The organism is Bradyrhizobium sp. HKCCYLR20261, assembly GCF_051168435.1.
In the GTDB taxonomy this organism is placed as follows: Bacteria; Pseudomonadota; Alphaproteobacteria; order Rhizobiales; family Xanthobacteraceae; genus Bradyrhizobium.
In genome coordinates this window covers 90,040-109,252 of the sequence record NZ_JBNPUZ010000022.1, presented here as the reverse complement: position 1 = coordinate 109,252, position 19,213 = coordinate 90,040, and the positions used below count along the sequence as shown (strand labels likewise).

Genomic DNA, 19,213 nt, shown 5'->3' with positions numbered 1-19,213 from the left:
GGGCAGGGCAATCGCATGTGGCGATCGCCGTTTTGTGCTCGTCTCTCTCCACGTCGTCATGGCCGGGCTTGTCCCGGCCATCCACGTCGGCCGGCATGCTGAGAACGACGTGGATGCCCGGGACAAGCCCGGGCATGACGGAGTAACTAACTTGCAGGATCGTTCGTCGAGACAGCCTGGAATTTCCACATGCGATGGCCCTGCCCTCCAGGGGAGGGGTGAGAGACCGAGATCGCGGCGCCCGACCATCGTTATCATCGGCATTTGGCCACCGTCGCGGAGAGCAGTCGGTGATGCTGGTCCCAATCGCTCGTAAGAGCGTCGAGGCGCGGTCTGCGCCAAGCATCTGGCTGTCGGATGCGGCGCGTGATCGCGAGCCCCTGAAAGAGGCTTACTCCACCACGATCTTGACGCGGTCGCGCACCTTCACCTGGGCGCGGGCGTCGAGGCCGTTGAGGACGCGGAAGCGTTCGATCGGGCGGTCGACGCCGTTCATGCGATGCGCCAGCGATTCGACGGTGTCACCGGGCTGCACGGTGATGACCTTGATCCGCAGCGGCCGGGCCGACTGGATCTCCTCCAGGCTGAGGCGGCGGAACGAGTTCACCGTCTCGCGGGCATTGCGCTCGCTCTCGGTCGTCTTCTGGCGCGAGGCGAAGATGAAGCGGTAGACGTCGCTGCCGACGCGCATCGCATAGACCTTGAACTGCCAGGGATCGCCGCTGGCGGTGGTCGAGGCCGCCGGGAAGCCGTTGATCGTCAGCTCCTCGGTCGCGGACTTGTCGACATTCTCCATCCAGCCGGAATTCAGATAGTCGCCGAGCGTCTGCTGGGCCGGCACGCGCACCACGTCGAAGCGCATCGCCTGGGCGCCGCCCTCACGCACGCCGATCACCGCCTGCGCGGTGTTGTCGAGGGTGAAGTTTTCGGGCGCCTGGAAGGTGAAGCCAAGCTTGGGATGCAGGAAGCGGCGGCCGCGGACGAAGCCCTCGCTCGGGTCCTCGCCGTAGACGATGTTGTCGACGGCCGCGAGATAGGTCTCGCGGTCATGCTCCTTGGCCTCCGGCGAGACATATTGCTTGGCAATGGCCGCGGCGTTCTGGACGCGCTCCGGTGTGGCCGGATGCGACGAGAGGAAATCCTGGGCCCGCGGGTCGAGCGCGACCTTGCCGGCCTTCAGCTCCGCGTTGCGCTCCATCGAGGTCAGGAAGCGGGCGGCGCCGTAGGGATCGAACTTGGCCTTGGCCGAGATGCCGACGCCGATGCCGTCGGCCTCGAACTCCTGCGTGCGCGAGAAGCTCGCCATCGTCAGCTTGGTCTTGGCCAGTGCCAGCGCCGTCAGGTCGGGATCGTTGCTCATGTCAGACACGACGCGGGTGACGACCGCCGCCTGCCGCGCCTGGTCCTCGCGGATCGCGGCGTGCCGCGCCAGCACATGCGCCATCTCGTGGCTCAGCACCGACGACAGCTCCGAGGTGTCGTTGGCCAGCGCAATCAGGCCGCGGGTGACATAGAGCTGGCCGGTCGGCAGCGCGAAGGCGTTGACCGCGCCGGAGTTCAGGATCGTGACCTTGTAGCCCTGGTCGGGGCGGTCCGAGACCGCCACCAGCCGGTCGACGATTCGGCCGATCAGCCCTTCGAGCTGGGGGTCTTCGTAGGCGCCGCCGTAGGTTGCAAGAATGCGCTCGTGCTCGCGGTCGCTCGCCGGCGTGGTCTGGACCATCGCCGGCTTCGGGCGCGGCGTCGGCAGCGGCGCCGTCGCCTGCTGCAACTTGCCCATGTCGCTGCAACCGGCCAGCGAGAGGCCGAGGACAACCTGGAGGCACAGCAAAGCCGGTGCGATCCGCGAACCGCAGTTCATCACCGTCATGCGCCTTCGAACAGACAGGGTCACGTCGCTACTCACGTACCTTAGCGGTCACTTCCGCTCAAAATCTCGATCTGCGCGGCTTGCGTCAGTTCCAGTCTCGGACCCGCCTGCGCTTCGATCCAACCGCGCACGCGAACCTGCCGATTCGCAAGTGATTTGACGTCGATACCGGCACCTTCCAATACCGCCATCATACGCTTTGGAATAATCACCGCGAAGCCCCGTGTCCAGCTACGAGCGAAGTTCAGATAAGTTGTTGTGCCCGTCTGTCGTACGGACAACACCTTGCCTTCGACAACCGTAAATAGCCCTGCGCGAGCCAAAATATCGTCTGGACTTTCCGCGTTTTTTATGACGGTTCTAATATTCCAGAGACCCCGGCGCGCCGTGCGCGCCTCATCCTCGGCCAGGCCCAGGCTGGCGGCGCAGTCGCGGTCGGCCAAGTCGAGCCCGCGCAGCACGGCCCCGGCCTTCAGCAACCCGATCTGCACCGGCTGATCCCCACCTGTCAGGAATGCGAACGCCCGCTGCCGGCCGTAGCGGTCCGGCGCGTCGTCGTCGCCGCGCAGCACGATGTCGCGGTCGCGCAGGAGCGCGCCGAGTGCCTCGACCGCAGCGGCGAGGTACTCGTCCGGCGGCGCTTCGAGACCGGCAAGCCGCACCTCTCGTCCATCGGATAATCGGAAGCTGCGCGCGTCGACGATGTCGCTGACACGACCCTCGCCGAGCTCGGCAAACATGCAGGGCGCGGCGCGGCTTGCGGGCGCGGCCGCGCCGATCGCGAACAGCGTGAGGTTGCAGGCGAGAAGCCAGTGTCTGGCAGCGATGATGCGGGCGTGCGGCATGACGCATCATCGCACGCTTTGTCCATTCCACTCAGCGGAAAACAGCGGCGCGTATCGTCTTTGTTGAGCGCTTGCCGCGTGCGCGCGCGTGCGTCATGATACGAACTATCAACGAGGCCGTCGCCATGCAGCGGCGTGTCCGCAGGGAGGAATTTGATGAGCAGAACGATCGGCGGCGCCGCGGTGTCATTGTTCACGCTGGCGCTTGCGCTGACCTTGTCGGCCGGTGCGCATGCGCAGAGCAAGCCGCCGCTGAAGATCGGCGGCATTCTCGACATGTCGAGCCTGTATGCCGACATCACCGGCCCCGGCAGCGAGGCTGCGGCGAAGATGGCGGTGGAGGATTTCGGCGGCGAGGTGCTCGGCCGCAAGATCGAGGTGATCGCAGCCGACCATCTCAACAAGGCCGATCTCGCCGCCAACATCGCCCGCGACATGCTCGACAACCAGGGCGTCGAGATGATCTGGGACGTGGCGGCCTCCGCGACCGCGCTCGCCGCCGGTGAGATCGCCAAGGCGCGCAACAAGATCATCATCTTCAACGGCCCCGGCTCGGTGCGTCTCTCCAACGAGGCCTGCGGTCCCTACACCGTGCACTACGTGTTCGACACCTTCGCGCAGGCCAACGTCACCGGCCTCGCCGCGGTGAAGTCGGGTCTCGACAGCTGGTTCTTCCTGACCGCCGACTACGCCTTCGGCCAGGACCTGGAGAAGGACACCACGGCTGTCGTCACGAAGTCGGGCGGCAAGGTGCTCGGCAGCGTCCGCCATCCGCTCAACACCTCGGACTTCTCCTCCTTCCTGCTGCAGGCGCAGGCCTCGAAGGCCAAGGTGATCGGTCTCGCCAATGCCGGCGGCGACACCATCAACGCGATCAAGCAGGCGGCGGAGTTCGGCCTCACCAAGAGCGGGCAGAAGCTGTCGCCGCTGCTCGCCTTCGTCTCCGACATCGACAGCGTCGGGCTGGAGACCGCGCAGGGGCTGCTGGTCGCGGAGGCTTTCTATTGGGATCTCAACGACGACACCCGCGCCTTCACCAAGCGCTTCATGGAGCGGACCAAGCGCGTGCCGACCTCGGCGCAGGCCGGCGTCTACTCCTCGGTGACGCACTATCTGAAGGCGGTGAAGGCCGCCGGCACCACCGACCCCGACGCCGTGATGAAGCTGATGCGCTCGACCGAGATCAACGACATGTTCGCCAAGGGCGGCCGCATCCGCGCCGACGGCCGCATGGTGCACGACATGTATCTGTTCGAGGTCAAGAAGCCGTCGGAGTCGAAGGCGAAGTCCGACGACTACAAGCTGCTCGCGACCGTCACGGGAAACGAGGCGTTCCAGCCGCTGGAATCCTCGCGCTGTCCGCTGGTGAAGAAGTGACCGCCGAACGGCGGTCATTCCGGGGCGCGCGTCAGCGCGAAACCGGAATCTCGATATGAGTCCATCATCTCCGGATTCCGGGTTCGACGCTGGCGCGTCGCCCCGGAATGACGGGGATCAAAATTGCGAACAGGAGCGCCGGCCATGACCACCAACTCCACCGTCCTGCAGCACCTCGATTCCGGCCTGCTCACGGTCACGATGAACCGCCCGGAGCGGCGCAACGCACTCAACAGCGATCTGACCAAGGGCCTGGTCGAGGCGGCGCAGCGCGCGGCGAATGATCCCGACGTCCGCGCCGTGCTGCTGAAGGGCGCCGGTGGCACGTTCTGCGTCGGCGGCGACGTCAAGGCGATGGCCGAGGCCAAGACCGCGCCGTCGTTCGAAACCAAGGTCACCAGCTTGCGCGAGCGCATGGAGGTGTCGCGGCTGCTGCATCAGATGCAGAAGCCGGTCATCGCCCAGATCGACGGCGCGGCTGCGGGCGCCGGCCTGTCGATCGCGCTGGCTTGTGATCTCCGCGTCGCCGGCGAATCGGCCAAGATCACGACGGCCTTCGCGAAGGTCGGTTTGTCGGGCGATTTCGGCGGCACCTATTTCCTCACCCAGCTGCTCGGCAGCGCCAAGGCGCGCGAGCTCTATCTCACCTCGCCGATCCTGACCGCGCGAGAGGCGCTGGCGCTGGGCATGGTGACGAAGGTGGTCGCCGATGCCGAGGTCGAGGCCGCCGCGCGCGAACTGGCGATGTCGCTGGCGCAGGGCCCGAGCGTGACGCTGGGCTACATCAAGCGCAACATCAACAATGCCGAGACGATGACGCTGGAGGCCTGCTTCGACGCCGAGGCGGTGCATCACTCGCGCTGCTCCGACACCGAGGATCACAAGGAAGCGGCGAGGGCCTTCGTCGAAAAGCGTGCACCCGTGTTTCACGGACGTTAAAGCGACCTCCTTCGTCATTGCGAGCGTAGCGAAGCAATCCAGAATCCTTGCTCGGCCCTGGATTGCTTCGCTGCGCTCGCAATGACGGTTGCTGGTGCTGCGGAGCTGTGTCGTAGATCGAACCTCATGAGGCCGGCCATGCCTTACCTCCATTTGCGCCAGTTCTGTCTTGTCGCTCGCAGGCTGGAGCCTGTGGTCTCCGACATCGCCGCGATCATGGGGCTGGAGGTCTGCTACCGCGATCCGCATGTCGGCAAATACGGGCTGGAGAACGCGCTGCTTCCGGTCGGGCCGATCCTGCTCGAAGTGATCGCGCCGACCCGCGACGGCACCGCGGCCGGACGCTTCCTCGACAAGTCAGGCGGCCGCGGCGGCTACATGGCGATCCTGTCCTGCGATGATCCGGACGGCCGTGCGGCGCGAGCCAATGCACTGGGCGTGCGCACCGCGAATGTCATCGATCACGAGACCTATCACGGCGTGCAGTTGCACCCGCGCGACTGCCGCGCCGCCTTCATCGAGCTCAATCACACCGATGGCAGCGACGATGTGCTGGGGCCGTATCCCCCGGCGGGGCCGGACTGGACGCGCGCGATCCGTCACGATGTCACGACGGCGCTGACCGAGGTCGTGCTGCAGAGCCCGGAGCCATCAGGGCTCGCCGCGCATTGGGGACGGATCCTAGATCTGACGCCAGCGGCTAACAGTGAGGGTGATTGGACACTGTCGCTGCCGAACGCCGCCATTCGCGTGACAACAGGCGAGCGCGAGTGCATGAGCGGCTTGTGCTTCCGGACGGATGTGGCTGTTGTCCTCGATGCTGCGCGTGCGCGAGGCTATGCGGTCTCGGGGAACGGGTTCGAGATCGCTGGTGTGACGTTCGCGGTAGTCGCTTGAGATCGGTTTTGAGGGAAACTCGTGCTGCGAACTCGCCGTAACCTCGCCCCGCTTGCGGGGAGAGGTCGGATTGCATCGTCAGATGCAATCCGGGTGAGGGGGACTCTCAGCACGGTCGGTGGGTGGGGCGGCCCCTCACCCCAGCCCTCTCCCCGTGAAGGACGGGGAGAGGGAGCGCAGCAGCGATCGTGGCGAGAGTGTAGGTTCACAACAACAATCGCTCACCGTCCCTTGAAGTTCGCGAAGCGGCGCTCCTCGGTGGCCTTGACGCCTTCCTTGAAATCCTCGGTCGCGCGCAGGCGGGTCTGTTCGGCGAGTTCGTGCTCGGTGGCGGCCATCACGCGGTCGGCGAGGTTGGCGCGTATCGTGGCGCGGGTCGAGAGCAGGCCGAGCGGCGAGCATTCGGCGATCTCGGAGGCCAGCTTCATCGCGGCCGTGCGCACCTGGTCCTGCGGCACGCATTCATTGGCGAGGCCCATCTTCAGCGCCTCTTCGCCGGTAACGCGGCGGCTGGTGTAGAACATCAGCTCGGCGTTGTTCTTGCCGACCAGCTCCGGCAGCGTGACCGTCAGGCCGAAGCCGGGATGAAAGCCGAGCTTGGTGAAGTTCGCCGAGAACCGCGCCTCGGGGCAGGTGACGCGGAAATCGGCTGACACGGCAAGTCCAAGCCCCCCACCGATCGCAGCGCCGTGCACGGCGGCGACGACAGGCTTCTTGCAGCGGAAGATGCGCACCGCCTGCATGTAGAGATGGTTGATCGCCCCGAGGCTGTCGGCCGGATCGCCCTTGGCCTCCGCCGCATCCTGCGCCTGGCGCGCCGGATCGGTGAAGTTGGCGCCGGCGCAGAACGCCTTGCCCTGCGCGGCCAGCACCGAGGCGCGGATCTCGATGTCGCGATCGAATCCCTCGAGCGCGTCCGCGATCTGGTTGATCAGGGAAATGTCGAAGAAGTTCAACGGCGGCCGGCGGATCTCGATCAGGCCAACATGGCCGTGGATCTCGACGCCGATGTCAGGGAAGGTCGTCATGGGGGTGGTCTCCGATTCTATGTCCTCAGGCGTCATTGCGAGGAGCGAAGCGACGAAGCAATCCAGAATCGTCGTGCGGCCCTGGATCGCTTCGCTGCGCTCGCGATGACGGTGCGAGCTGTTAGATGTGCGTGCTCGTTTTCGACGGCAGAGCGCCGACGGTGCCTACCGCAACCCCAGCCCGCGCGCGATGATGCCGCGCAGCACCTCCGTGGTGCCGCCCTGGATCGTCAGCTTCGGCGCGGTCTGCATCGCAAAGGTGAGCTGGCTCTCCAGCGTCTCGCGATTGCCGGCGTCCTCGTCGACGAAGGCGGCGAGGTCGCGCACGCGGTGCGGCAATTGCTGCTCCCAGACGGTGCCGACGTCCTTGACGATCGAGGCCTCCACCACCGGCTCCTTGCCCGCCTGCAGCATGCCGGCGACCGACACCGACATCCGGCGCATCGCATGCAATTGCGCCACCAGCCGGCCGATGCCCTCGGCGCTGCGCGTGTCCGGATCGGGGCCGACCGCGCGCACCAGCTCGGTCAGCACGTAGTAGGTCTCGAGGAACCGTTCCGGCCCGGAGCGCTCATAGGCGAGCTCCGAGGTCGCCTGTTTCCACGCGCCGTCGATCTCGCCGAGCTGATGATCGTCCGGCACGAAGGCGTCGGTGAAGACGACCTCGTTGAACTCCTTCTGCCCGGTGATCTGCGGAATCGGATTCACCTTGATGCCCGGCGATTTCATGTTGACCAGGAACTGCGTCAGGCCGTGACGCCGGTTCTCCTTGGTCGACGGCGAGGTGCGGAAGATCGCGATCATGTAGTCGGCCATGTGCGCCGAGGTCGTCCAGATCTTCGAGCCGTTGATCAGCCAGCCGCCGCCGGTCCTGGTGGCGCGCGTCTTCGCGGCGAACAGGTCGGAGCCGGAGTTCGGCTCGCTCATGCCGATCGCAAAGCACAGCTCGCCGCGGCAGATGCGCGGCAGGATGTCCGCCTTGATATGCTCCGGCGCATAGCGCAGCAGGATCGGCCCGCTCTGGCGGTCGGCGACGAAGAAGCGCCGCACCGGCGCGTTGGCGACACGCATCTCCTCGGTGACGACGTAGCGCTCCAGGAACGAGCGCTCATGGCCGCCATATTGCTTCGGCCAGGTCATGCCGATCCAGCCGCGCGCGCCGACACGGGCGGAGAACTCGCGCGCGTCGGCGTCCTCGCGCTTGGGCTGGTACGGGTTGAAGGTGCCGGCCGCGATCTCCTCGGCGAGGAAGGCGCGCACCTCCTTGCGCAGCTCCTCGCATTCGGGCGGCAGGCGGATCGGATCGAAACGAAGTGCGGTGGTCATGCGACAATCCTCTTCGTATCAGCGTGACGCGACCAGCGGCCACAACTCGTCGGCGCCGCGTGCGGCGACGCGTTTGCCGAGTTCGACGGCCCAATGGCTCTCGGAGCCGAAATCGTCGCGCCAGGCCAGCGCGCGCAACGAGAAACGGTGCAGGATGTGCTCGGTGGTGAAGGCGATCGCGCCATGGACCTGGTGGGCGATCGCCGCGCCCTTTTCGGCGGCCTCGGCGCAGCGGATCTTGGCGGCCGCCGCTTCCAGGAACACCGCGTCGTCGAATGTGCTGGCGCGCGTGATCGCATCGGCGGCCGAGGTCGCGGCGGCACTGGCCGTGGCGCTTTCGCCGGCGAGCCGGGCGAGGTTGTGCTGCACCGCCTGAAACTTCCCGATCGGCTTCTCGAAGGCGACGCGCTCACCGGCGTAGTTGACGCTGATCGACAGCAGCCGGTCGAGCGCGCCGGCGATCTGCAGGCCGCGCACCACGCCGCCCATCAGCATCAATGTCGCGGCGTCGAAGCCGGCCGGCGCCTTGTTGCTGGCGCGTGGCGCGACTTTGTCGAAAATCACGGTGTCGCTGGAATCATTGGCAACGTTGAGTCCCGGCTCGATGCGCAGCTGCGCGGTCTCGACCAACGCGATCACGGCGCCGTCGGCGCTGTCGGCGATCACCGCGACATGTTTCGCAGCCTTGCCGAATGGCACGCCCCGGGCGCGCCCTGACAGCGTACCGTCGGCGGCGAGCGTGATCCTGTCCTTCGGACTTGCGGGCGCGACGGTCATGGCGCCGTCGGGCGACGACAGGCCGCCCTGCTGCAGCAGCCAGCCGGCCAGCAGCGTTTCGGCGAGCGGCACCGCGATCGCGAACCGTCCCGCGGCGCTGATCACGGCAAAGCCGTCGGCGAGATCAACCCCGGCGCCGCCGAGCTCCTCGCTGACCCAGGCGAGCGGCAGGCCGGCCTCGCTCAGCGCCTGCCACAACGGCGCGGTCCAGCGGCCGTCCTTGTCGTGATTGATCGTCTGCGGGTCGGCGAGATCGGCGAAGATCTTCTCCGCGGTCGCAACGACGATGTTCTCAGCTTCCGCCACGGCGCGCCTCGTCCCTCTCTTGTTGTCCGCTTCGGCTGAAAGCGCCAGCGGTGCTTTGCGGCGCATGATGGGCGCAAGCGCGGTTCCTGACAAGCACTGCGCAGTGCAGGGCCCCGTCCGCTCGCCGCATGGAATCGACGGCGATTTCCGCAACGCGGAGATCGCGCCGATTTGCAGTCGCGGTGATCTTGGCTAGAAGAAGCCAAGCAAACAGGACGGCAAACAGGGAGGAGCGGCATGGCGGAAGGTTCGTGCGCGATCGTGACGGGTTCGGCATCCGGCCTCGGGGCCGCGAGCGCGCTGCTGCTGGCGAAGGCCGGCATGCGCATCGTCGTCAACTATTCCAACAGCAAGACCGAGGCGGAGCAGACCGCCGATCTGTGCCGCAAGGAGGGCGTCGAGGTCGTCGTCGTCCAGGGCGATGTGTCGCGTGACGAGGATTGCCGCAAGATCGTCGCGGCGGCGGCGCCCTGGGGCCGGCTCGACGCGCTGGTCAACAATGCCGGCACCACCAAGCATGTGCCGCATGATCAGCTCGACGGCCTGTCGGCGGAGGATTTCCAGCGCATCTACGCGGTCAACACCATCGGCCCGTTCCAGATGGTGCGTGCCGCGCGGCCGCTGCTCGAAGCCGCGGCGAAGGCGACGGTGCGCGCCTCGGCCGTCGTCAACGTCTCCTCGGTCGCGGGCATCAGCGGCATCGGCTCATCAGTTGCTTACGCGGCGAGCAAGGGCGCGCTGAACACGATGACCCTGTCGCTGTCGCGGGCGCTGGCGCCGTCGATCCGCGTCAACACCGTTTGCCCGGGCTATATCGATACGCCCTGGTTCACCAAGGGCCGCGGCGAAGCCGGCGCCAAGCAGGTGCGCGATGCCGTGGTGGCGCGGGTGCCGCTGCGCGCGGCGTCATCGGCCGAGGACATCGCGCAGCTGGTGGCGTTCCTGGCGAGCCCGGCGTCCGGCCACATGACCGGCGAGGTCGTGCGCATGGACGCGGGGATGCATCTGCTCGGATGAGAGCGGTGTCGCGTCGTCAGGGGGCGACGCCATCCGCCATTTTCGCGTAGCCCCTGGATTGCTTCGCTGCGCTCGCAATGACGCGGATGGAGCACCGCAGTCACTCCGTCATTGCGAGCGCAGCGAAGCAATCCAGAGGCCCAGTAAGGAATCTGAATTGCTTCGCCGTGCTCGCGATGTCGCGGAGGTCAGCGGTTGTAGTCGCGGATCGTGCCGCTGGCGACCAGCCGGTTCCAGATGAACAGCACGGCGACGGCGCCGATCGTCGCGGTGATGAAGCCGGCCCCCTGGTTCGGACCGTAATGGCCAATGGCCTGGCCGACGGCGGTGGCGAGGAACGCACCGACGATGCCGAGCACGGTGGTGAGAATGAAGCCGGAGGGATTGTTCGGTCCCGGCGACAGCAGCCGCGCCAGCAGTCCGGCGACGAAGCCGACGATCAGTATGTAGATCATGGAATCATCCTTGCCTGATGGCCGCGCTCAGATCTGGCCCGCGAGCTCATGCTCGGTCGGCAGCCGTCCGTCCGGCGTCAGCTGGTCGATCACCCTCGGCAGGTATTGGCTCAATCCGCTCAACAGTTCGTCGCGCGACAGGCCGCTCTGCGCGGTGAGCTGATCGAGCTGGTCGGCGCCGAGCGCATTGGCGAGATCGCCGGGGGAGATCGGCTTGTTCTCACCGGGCGAGACCCAGGAGTTCGCGGTGTCGCCGTGACCCTTCTCCTGGAATTGGCGCAGGAGATCGCCGAGTCCGCCGGACAGCACGCTGCCCGCGGCGCCGCCAGCCAGCAGACCGCCGAGCCCGCCGGCAATGATGTTGCCGAGACCACCACCAAGACCGCCGCCAAGTCCGCCACCTTGGTGACCGGTCGGCTGCGGCGGCGGAACCGGCGCGGGCGCCGCATTCGGCTGCTGCCCATTCTGCGAGAAGTGCTTGACGGCCTTCCACGCCAGCAAGGCGAGGATGGCCATGGTCATCGGCGACATGCCGCCGCTCTTCTGCGTCGTCGGGTGACTGGGCCCGTTCGGGCCGTTCTGCATGCCGTTGAGGATATCGAGTAGACCCATTGACCGCCTCCGTGCGCGCCCCGCACGTCAAGCTATGGCTTGGCCCGGAGCGTTACAAGGCGGGCGGAATCGCCGCATCTTCAACATGCTCCGCGCGCGCGGGTCGGCTCAGTTCCTGGCGTCCGCTCGCTTGGGCGCCTTGGCGGCCGGCGGCGCTGCCGCGGTCTCGCGCGGACCGGTGAACATGCGCTTCAGCTCGTCGAGCTTCTCGGACAGGACCGGGAAATTGCACGAAAACGAATCGCGCCGGCCGCCGTCCTTGGCACATTGCGCGGCCTTGATGCGGGCGCGGGCCTCCGCGGTCGAAGCGGGCGGCGGCACACCGCCCTGGGCCGTCGCGGCTGGCGGCTTGGCCGGTCGCGGCTGCGGCGGTGGCGCCGGCATCGCGGGCTTCGGCGGCTCGATCGCGGCGCGCGCCGTCATCTCGCGCAATGTCGGCTGCAGCTCCTGGGGCTGCGGCCGCGACATCATCGCGGAGCTCATGTTGGAGTGGCGCTGCCGCTCCAGATATTGCGTATACTGCTGGTCGATGAACTTCTGCTCGTCCGGCGTCGGATTGGGGCCGGCGATGTCGAAGCTGCGGTCCTGCATGAAGTCGTAATAGACATAGCCGCCGCCGGGCTTCCGTCTCCCGGCAAATTTCGCGTTGCATTGCGCGAGCGCAGCCGTCTTCTCCTCCTTGGAGGCGGACTTCTCGGCCGCGTCGGCGCATTCCTCGAAATCCGTCGGCGAGCGACTCCACCATTCGGCGTGCGCGCGTTGAGGTTGCGCGGCGGGAAGGCAGGTCAACGCTGCGAAAACCAATATTGGCAAGCGGGGTCGATACACGAACGGCAATCCTCAACGTCTCGCTGCCTCAGATGACCGGAGATTGTCGCCAATTTGCGGCGGGGTGTGACTCCAATGCTGCGTAAATTTGGACTTTCTTCTTTGTTTGCCGTGGTTCCGTGATCGACTTGCCACACTTGGTTCAGCCTTCACGGCCATGAGGTGAGTGAATCACGCCTGGCTGTGGCGCGCAAACGATACGCGGCATGGTTTTACCGTTTTTCTCCCGCCGTGGTTGACAAGGCAAATCTTGACGGTGGAAAGATTTCGGTTGACGGCAGGTTCCCCCGGCCCTAAAGCTTAATCTTGACATTGGAAAGATGGCGCGCGCCGGAGCGGCGCGGGGGAGGCTGGTATGAAGGTATTCCTCACGGTGAAATTGGCGTTGCTGCCGTTCGTGGTGTTCTGGGCTCTGCTCGCCTGGAACCAGCCCGCATGGGCGGTCTGGTCGGCGCTGGCGCTGGCGGTCGCCGGCAATGTCTGGCGCGCCTTCCGCGGCGAGCTGGCGCTGCTCGAACTCGGCGGCCTTGCCTTGTTCGTCATGCTGGCGATCGCGAACGACGTGGCGCCGAACTGGACGATGGCCAATGCGCTGTGGCTGTCCTTCGCCGCGCTCGGGCTGATCAGCTTCGCCTCGCTCGCGGTCGGCCGGCCCTGGACCGCGGACTATTCCCGTTCGGCCTATGCCGACAGCGCCGCGACACCGCAGTTTCATCTGATCAACATGCTGATGACCGGGCTCTGGGGTGTCCTGTTTCTCCTGCTCGGCCTGTGCCGCTGGGCCGGCGTCGCCTCCTGGATCACCACCGCGATCGTCGTCGGCGGTGCGCTGGTCTCGATCTTCGGGCCCCGCCTCGCCGTCCGCCAGGCGCTGCAGCGCATGCGGGCCGCGCGCGAGGACTATCATTGGCCGGCCCCGCGCTTCACCGGCCAGGCCGAGACCGATCAGGCCAAGACCGATTGCGGCGTCGCGGTGATCGGCGCCGGCATCGGCGGCCTCACCGCGGCCGCGCTGCTCGCGGAGTCCGGACTGAAGGTAAAGGTGTTCGACCACCACGTGGTGCCCGGCGGCTTCTGCCACACCTATCTGCGCAAGGCGCATCACGACAACATGCCGGTGCTGTACCGCTTCGATGCCGGCCCGCATGATTTCTCCGGCGTCTGGCCCGGCGGCCCGGTCGACAGCGTGCTGCGCCGTCTCGGCGTGGCCGACCGCATCCAGTGGAAGCGAGTCACTCATTCCTATCGTCTCGCCGGTCGCCGTATCGACGTGCCCGAGGACTGGCGCGCCTATGTCCGCCTGCTCTGCGAGATGTTTCCCGCCAACGCCGACGGGTTGACCCGGCTGTTCGACACCATCCACGCGATCTTCGAGAGCATGTACGCGACCGGGCAGGGCCGCAGCGGCATTCCCGGCATGCCTGCGACCCTGGAGGAGCTGCTCGCCTTCCCGCGCAAGCATCCGCAGGCCTATCGCTGGATGAACCGCCCGTTCGACGAGCTGGTCGCCGCGCACGTCTCCGATCCCGAGCTGATCAGTACGCTCAACGCGCTCTCCGGCTATCTCGGCGACGGCAGCGAGCCGCTGTCCTGCGCGCAAATGGTCCCGATCTTCGGCTATTACTTCAAGGGCGGATTCTATCCCGTCGGCGGCTCCGGTCATCTCGCCGACGTGCTGACGGATGCGATCACCGCGCGTGGCGGCGAGGTGCAGTTGAAGTCGCAGGTGACGCGAATCCTGGTCGAGCAGGGGCGCGCCGCCGGCGTCGTGCTCGCCAACGGCCGCACCATCCGGGCGCAAGCGGTCGTCTCGAATGCCGACCTCAAGCGCACCTTCACCGAGCTTTTGAAGCCCGAGGATCTGCCCGCCGCGTTCCGGGAGCGCGCCGCCGCGATCGCGCCGGCCACCTCCTGCTTCTCGGTGCATCTCGGCCTCGACATCGTGCCCGACATCGCCCCGGCCACCCATCTCGACACGCCGATGGGCGTCGGGCTTGCGGTGATGTCGAAGCTCGATCCGTCGGCCGCGCCCGAAGGCCATTCGACGATGACCATCATCACCCTCGTTCCGCATGAGCAGGCCAAGGCCTGGTTTCCGTCAGAGGGCGGCGACGACTGGAAGGCGTGGCGCCGTTCGCCGGAGTACGAGGCGCGCAAGCAGGAGCTGGGCGACGCCATGGTCGCGGCCGCCGAAACCGTCATTCCCGATCTGTCCAAGCACATCGTCTATCGCACCGATGCGAGCCCGGTGACCTATGCGCGCTACGATCTCGCCAGCGCCGGCTCGATCTACGGCGTCGGGCGCGCCGGCCGGCTGAAGGGCGCCAAGGCACCGGTGTCCAACCTGGTCATCGCCGGCGGCGGCAATGCCGGAGCAGGTGTCGAGGCGGTGGTGATTTCAGGGGCCGAGGCGGCCGAAGCGCTGGTCCCGGGCCTGCTGGCCGGCGCCGCGCGGGCCGGCTCGCGGCAGCAGACCGAGCAGCCCGCGCGGGCGGCGGAGACGCGGCCCGTAACCGCGGCCAATCAGGGCGTGTAGAGATAGCGCAGCAGGGTGCGACCGACCGCCTCGAGGCTCTGCGCCGAGCACTGCTCGATCGTGTCCTGCGTCGTGTTGAAATAGGGCTCGTAGTCGAAGTCGATGACCAGGAAGCTCGGAATGCCCGCCTGCATCAGCGCGGTGTGGTCGTCGCTGATCGGGTAGGCCGTCGGCTCCGGCGAGAACGCCTGCGGCGCGATCCGGCTGCCGATGCTCCAGAACTTCTTGACCTCCGGCAGCGCCGAGGCCAGTGACGACGGCTCAGGCTGCAGCTTGAGGTCCTTGTCGCAGACCATGTCGAAATCGACCGCCTTCTCCGGCTTTATGGTCGGGTAATAGGTCTTCAGATTGGCCGCGAAATGGGGCGAGCCGAGGGGGCGCCAGGTCGGGTCGCCGGCGCCGAGCGATTTCGGTCCTTCCTCGCCGTCGAAGAAGATGAAGTCGATGCCGATGTCCGGCTTCGGCGACAGTGACAGCACGCGGGCGGTCTCCAGCAGCAGCGCGACGGCGGAGGCCGAGTTGTTGGCGCCCGGCATCGGGGCATCAGGCGATTTCGGATCGCGATAGGCCTTGATGATGCTGTCGTAATGCGTGGCGACGATGACGCGGCGCGGGTTCTGCACCTGGAAGCGGGCGATGATGTTGGTGAGCGGGATCGCCTTGCCGTCGTCGCCCTTGGCCGTGAAGCTCTGCGTCAGCACCGCCTCGGCGGCGCTCTTGGCCATCTCCGCCTTGATGTAGTCGATGGTCTTCTGGTGCCCGGGCTCGCCCATCGAACGTGGCGTGAACTTCAGCAGGTCAGCGATGTGTCCGAGCGCGCGCTGGCCGTCCCACAGCTCGATCTGGGCGTCCGCCGCCTGCGCGGGCAGCGACGTCAGCAGCAGCGCGGCCGTTGCCGCGGTCGCGGCGAGGCGGGGCCAGAACTCGGTCATTCGCAAAGCTCTTCGATGATGAATATCAGGACGTCTTCTTGCCGAACGGAATGAACAGGATGCCGGCGCAACCGGCGAGCGCCACGGCGAAATAATAGGTGATCGCGCGCGAGCCGATCGATGGGATCAGCGTGAACGTCGTGACCAGCGTGCCGACGACGTTGCCGATGGTGGAAACGCCGTAAACCAGCCCCGCGACGCGGCCCGCTTCGCCGGCCGAGCGGGTCAAGAGACTGACCGCGATCGGCGAGAACGTGCCGAGTAGGGTCAGCGGCACCAGCAGCAGCGCGGTCGCGGCCATCAGCGTCGCCATCGGGCCGTCGCCGACCGTGTCGAGAATATCGGCCATGACGATGTCCGCCGTCGCCGGCACCAGCGCCATGTAGGCCGCAGCAATCAGGATCATGGTGGCGATGGTGCGCGTGGTGGGCCTGCGGTCAACGATGGCGCTGCCGGCGAAATAGCCGATCGCCAGCGCGCACAGCACGGTCGAGATCAGGCTCGCCCAGGCGCCGATGCCGCTGCCGAAATACGGGTTGAGATAGCGGCTGCCCAGCATCTCGAAGCCCATCAGCACGCAGCCGACCAGGAACGAGCAGATATAGATCGCCAGCATGCCGGCGCGGGACACCGGCTCGCTCATGGCAGCTTCTTGTTATGGCGCTCGATGCTCTTCAGCGCTTCCACCGGCGCGAAGTCGTCGGTCAGGATCTTGGCCTTGGCGTCGATCACCTGGCCGCCGTCGATGTCGATGCGCTTGCGCTGCGCCAGCATGTCGGCGAGCTTGTAGCGGAAGCCGAATTCCTTGTCGCGCTCCTGCGCGATGGCGGCGAGATCCTCGGCCTTCCGCTCATCGCCGGGATAGGCGACCATCACGATGTTGCCGCCGGCCTCGTAGAAGTCGACCTGCGGGAACACGCTGTGGATGGTCTTGACCGCGGCGTCGAACAGCATGGTCGACGGCTCGACGTTCTGCGCCACCACGCCGCCCTCGGCGAGGTGATCCTTGACGAGCTGGTAGAATTCCTTGGTCAGGAGATGGAACGGCACGAAGGGCCCGCGATAGGCATCGATCAGGATGATGTCGTAGCGGTCCTTGGATTCCTGCACGAACAGCCGTCCGTCGCGGTTGGCGACGTGGAAGTTCGGCTCCTCCTTGATGCCGAAATATTTCTTGGCGAAGTCCAGCACCGTCGGGTCGAGCTCGACCGAGGTGACCTGCACCTTGGGCAGGAAGCGGTGCAGGTACCAGGCGGTGCGGCCGCCGCCGAAGCCGATCTCCAGGATCGAGCTGACATTCTTGGCGTACATCACGCTCGCGGTCATGAAGCGGGTATAGTCGACCGGCAGATCGAGCTCGTCGCGGGTGTTGTAGACGCTCTCGGTATAGATGCGCCGGTTATGGCCGAACGTCATGCTGCGGTAAGGCCCCTGCTCATAAACGTAGATGTTGTTGTAGAGCGACTCCTTGGATTCCAGGAGATGACGGGCGTCCTCGGCGCCGGCGGCGGCGACGGAGAGGAGAGCTGCAAACGCACCTGCAATGACCGACCGGATAAGCATCGAACTGTCTGTTTCCCTCGGCTGAACAATGGGCGGGCGTGCCGCGCGCAAGCTCCGTGACCTCTGATGGCTGTCACGCGCTGCGCTCAGGCACGACCAATACGGCGATCCCGAGGCCGGTTCCGCATCGGCGCCGTTCTCTTAGACCATCGGCTGCCTGCCGGATAGTCAAACCGCCCCCCGCCAACGGGGCTGTGATCGCCCGGCCATGGCAGTAGGGCACAGGCGGTCTTCTGTTCCCGCCTCGAGGTGCCTATGGTCGAACCGGGGCACCGCCGTCCGGTGTCGCGTCCGGTTGGTGGGAATTCATGACTGCGTTGAAGTCGGCGCTGATCGCCTGTCTAGCACTGCTCGGCGGCCTGGCCTGGGCCCAGGATGAGACCGCGCCGAACCGCCGTCCCGTGGCTGTCGTGGCCGATGCGCGGCTTGCCGTCGGCGATCGCGGCATTCTGCCGCTTTATGTCTCCCGGCCCTGGACGAAGCCGCAGCCCGACATCACCCGCGCGGTTCTGGTCCTGCACGGCCGGCTGCGCAACGCCGACGTCTATTACGACACCGCGATCAAGGCCCGCGACGCCGCGGGCCCCGCCGGGGCCACCACCTTGCTGGTCGTGCCGCAGTTTCTCGCCGACCTCGATGTCGAGGCGCATGGCCTGCCGCCGGAGACGCTGCGCTGGACCCTGGAAGGCTGGCAGGGCGGCGATGCGGCGACCGCTCCGCACCCCGTCAGCTCGTTCGAGGCTCTGGATGCGATCCTCGCGCATCTTGCCGACCGCTCTTTGTTCCCGGCGCTGACCGAGGTCGTCGTCGCCGGCCATTCCGGCGGTGGCCAGGTGGTGCAGCGCTACGCGATCGCCGGGCAGGGCGAGGCGGCGCTGACGCGGCGCCAGGTCGCGGTGCGCTATGTCGTCGCCAATCCCTCGTCCTACGCCTATTTCTCCGCCGACCGGCCCGAGCCCGAGATCGCCGCGGCCTGTCCGGGCTATGACCGCTGGAAATACGGCATGGCCGACCGGCCGGCCTATCTCGCCACCCCGACGCCTTCCGAGCTGGAACGGACCTATGTGGCGCGACGCGTGATCTACCTGCTCGGCACCCGCGACACCGATCCGAATCATCCGGCGCTCGACAAGAGCTGCATGGCGCGGGCGCAGGGGCCGACGCGCTATGTGCGCGGGCATTCCTACGCCGCGGTCATGGCCGCGCGCGACGGCGGCACGCCGAATCACCGGCTGTGGGACGTCGCCGGCGTCGGTCACAACGGCGACAAGATGTTCACCTCGTCCTGCGGGCTCAAGGCGCTGTTCGACGTCCCCGGCTGCGGCGAGGCCCCGTGATGAGGCTTCCGGTCGCAGACCGGGTCTGCTATGCAGGCGGTCGAAGCAGGTGCACGTCGGTGCAGGCTCCGGTCCCGTAGCTCAGCTGGATAGAGCGGCGGTTTCCTAAACCGTAGGTCGGAAGTTCGAGTCTTCCCGGGATCGCCAATGCGAAAACGCACGAAACCCCTTAAAATATAGGCATTTCCTCGGCAGTTCTCGCTGCGTTCCAGGCGATTCCGGGGCTCTCAAGCGGTATTACGCCTGTTACGCCCAGTACATAGATTACAATGGGTTACGCCCAGTACCGTCCACTCCGTGCAACATCGATGCAACACGGAATCGACGTTTGTTCGCACTTCGTCCGTGCGCAATTGGATGACTTACGTCCTCCAATTGGAGGCTTTGCACCGGCCTCAACATCAACGCGTGTATCCGCTCCGACGTGCCGATCGTCCTACGATCGGGGAGTGCTGTTCGTGACGCCGTGAAGCAAAAGGCGAACGCATTTCGGCGTGAACGTGAGGGCGGTGGGAAGTCGAGGGACGGGGCGTATCCCGGGCATTCCGTCCGACGCACCGGTGTCGAT

General features: G+C 66.6%; 17 protein-coding genes and 1 tRNA gene. 7 read left to right on the top strand and 11 right to left on the bottom strand.

Annotated elements, in window-relative coordinates; translation table 11 throughout:
* Positions 1 to 391 precede the first annotated feature (391 nt).
* Together ACQR1L_RS31965 and ACQR1L_RS31960 are read right to left on the bottom strand one after the other, a co-directional pair.
* Complete coding sequence (locus ACQR1L_RS31965; protein WP_434861892.1) at positions 392 to 1,870, bottom strand: M48 family metalloprotease; 1,479 nt, start codon at positions 1,868 to 1,870, stop codon at positions 392 to 394.
* 41 nt (positions 1,871 to 1,911) lie between these two features.
* Positions 1,912 to 2,715 (bottom strand): thermonuclease family protein, encoded by an 804-nt coding sequence (locus tag ACQR1L_RS31960; RefSeq protein ID WP_434861888.1) that lies wholly within the window; start codon positions 2,713 to 2,715, stop codon positions 1,912 to 1,914.
* 156 nt (positions 2,716 to 2,871) lie between these two features.
* On the opposite strand from ACQR1L_RS31960, the gene ACQR1L_RS31955 reads away from it, so the two are divergent.
* From ACQR1L_RS31955 to ACQR1L_RS31945, 3 genes are all read left to right on the top strand, one after another.
* Entirely contained in the window at positions 2,872 to 4,092 is a 1,221-nt protein-coding gene (locus ACQR1L_RS31955; RefSeq protein WP_434861887.1) for an ABC transporter substrate-binding protein, read from the top strand.
* A gap of 144 nt (positions 4,093 to 4,236) precedes the next feature.
* Positions 4,237 to 5,031 (top strand): enoyl-CoA hydratase, encoded by a 795-nt coding sequence (locus tag ACQR1L_RS31950; protein WP_434861886.1) that lies wholly within the window; start codon positions 4,237 to 4,239, stop codon positions 5,029 to 5,031.
* A 138-nt stretch (positions 5,032 to 5,169) separates the two neighbouring features.
* Positions 5,170 to 5,928, top strand: coding sequence for a hypothetical protein (locus ACQR1L_RS31945; RefSeq protein ID WP_434861885.1), 759 nt, complete (start codon positions 5,170 to 5,172; stop codon positions 5,926 to 5,928).
* 221 nt (positions 5,929 to 6,149) lie between these two features.
* Here ACQR1L_RS31945 and ACQR1L_RS31940 read toward each other — a convergent pair whose 3' ends face one another.
* The 3 genes from ACQR1L_RS31940 to ACQR1L_RS31930 all read right to left on the bottom strand — a co-directional run bounded on the left by ACQR1L_RS31940 (position 6,150) and on the right by ACQR1L_RS31930 (position 9,365).
* Positions 6,150 to 6,956, bottom strand: a complete 807-nt coding sequence (locus ACQR1L_RS31940; protein ID WP_434861884.1) for an enoyl-CoA hydratase/isomerase family protein — start codon at positions 6,954 to 6,956, stop codon at positions 6,150 to 6,152.
* 165 nt (positions 6,957 to 7,121) lie between these two features.
* Positions 7,122 to 8,282 (bottom strand): acyl-CoA dehydrogenase family protein, encoded by a 1,161-nt coding sequence (locus ACQR1L_RS31935; protein ID WP_434861883.1) that lies wholly within the window; start codon positions 8,280 to 8,282, stop codon positions 7,122 to 7,124.
* Between the two features lie 18 nt (positions 8,283 to 8,300).
* A complete protein-coding gene (locus ACQR1L_RS31930) occupies positions 8,301 to 9,365 on the bottom strand; it encodes an acyl-CoA dehydrogenase family protein (RefSeq protein ID WP_434861882.1) in 1,065 nt (354 codons plus the stop codon).
* A gap of 237 nt (positions 9,366 to 9,602) precedes the next feature.
* Here ACQR1L_RS31930 and ACQR1L_RS31925 point away from each other — a divergent pair, with 237 nt between their 5' ends.
* Positions 9,603 to 10,382 (top strand): SDR family NAD(P)-dependent oxidoreductase, encoded by a 780-nt coding sequence (locus ACQR1L_RS31925; protein ID WP_434861881.1) that lies wholly within the window; start codon positions 9,603 to 9,605, stop codon positions 10,380 to 10,382.
* A gap of 188 nt (positions 10,383 to 10,570) precedes the next feature.
* Here the strand turns inward: ACQR1L_RS31925 and ACQR1L_RS31920 are convergent, their stop codons facing one another.
* From ACQR1L_RS31920 to ACQR1L_RS31910, 3 genes are all read right to left on the bottom strand, one after another.
* Positions 10,571 to 10,837 (bottom strand): GlsB/YeaQ/YmgE family stress response membrane protein, encoded by a 267-nt coding sequence (locus tag ACQR1L_RS31920; RefSeq protein WP_434861880.1) that lies wholly within the window; start codon positions 10,835 to 10,837, stop codon positions 10,571 to 10,573.
* A gap of 27 nt (positions 10,838 to 10,864) precedes the next feature.
* Complete coding sequence (locus ACQR1L_RS31915; protein ID WP_434861879.1) at positions 10,865 to 11,449, bottom strand: YidB family protein; 585 nt, start codon at positions 11,447 to 11,449, stop codon at positions 10,865 to 10,867.
* Positions 11,450 to 11,557: 108 nt separating this feature from the next.
* Positions 11,558 to 12,238: a hypothetical protein gene (locus ACQR1L_RS31910; RefSeq protein ID WP_434861878.1), complete on the bottom strand. Its 681-nt coding sequence runs from the start codon at positions 12,236 to 12,238 to the stop codon at positions 11,558 to 11,560.
* Positions 12,239 to 12,632: 394 nt separating this feature from the next.
* On the opposite strand from ACQR1L_RS31910, the gene ACQR1L_RS31905 reads away from it, so the two are divergent.
* The gene (locus tag ACQR1L_RS31905) at positions 12,633 to 14,813 is read left to right on the top strand and encodes a phytoene desaturase family protein (protein ID WP_434861877.1); all 2,181 of its coding nucleotides are present in this window, start codon (positions 12,633 to 12,635) and stop codon (positions 14,811 to 14,813) included.
* Here ACQR1L_RS31905 and ACQR1L_RS31900 read toward each other — a convergent pair.
* From ACQR1L_RS31900 to ACQR1L_RS31890, 3 genes are read right to left on the bottom strand one after another with little or no spacing between them, the layout of a single operon-like run.
* Positions 14,801 to 15,745, bottom strand: a complete 945-nt coding sequence (locus ACQR1L_RS31900) for a M28 family peptidase (RefSeq protein WP_434861876.1) — start codon at positions 15,743 to 15,745, stop codon at positions 14,801 to 14,803. The genes ACQR1L_RS31905 and ACQR1L_RS31900 overlap by 13 nt on opposite strands.
* 25 nt (positions 15,746 to 15,770) lie before the next feature.
* On the bottom strand, positions 15,771 to 16,388 hold the full coding sequence (locus ACQR1L_RS31895) for a fused MFS/spermidine synthase (protein WP_434861875.1): 618 nt from the start codon (positions 16,386 to 16,388) through the stop codon (positions 15,771 to 15,773).
* Complete coding sequence (locus ACQR1L_RS31890) at positions 16,385 to 17,308, bottom strand: spermidine synthase (protein WP_434861874.1); 924 nt, start codon at positions 17,306 to 17,308, stop codon at positions 16,385 to 16,387. The genes ACQR1L_RS31895 and ACQR1L_RS31890 overlap by 4 nt, the downstream gene beginning before the upstream one ends.
* Positions 17,309 to 17,616: 308 nt before the next feature.
* On the opposite strand from ACQR1L_RS31890, the gene ACQR1L_RS31885 reads away from it, so the two are divergent.
* Positions 17,617 to 18,645 carry an alpha/beta hydrolase gene (locus ACQR1L_RS31885; protein WP_434861873.1) on the top strand — a complete coding sequence of 343 codons (1,029 nt, stop codon included), beginning with the start codon at positions 17,617 to 17,619 and terminating at the stop codon, positions 18,643 to 18,645.
* A 70-nt stretch (positions 18,646 to 18,715) separates the two neighbouring features.
* Positions 18,716 to 18,792, top strand: a tRNA-Arg gene (locus ACQR1L_RS31880).
* The last annotated feature ends 421 nt before the right edge of the window (positions 18,793 to 19,213 follow it).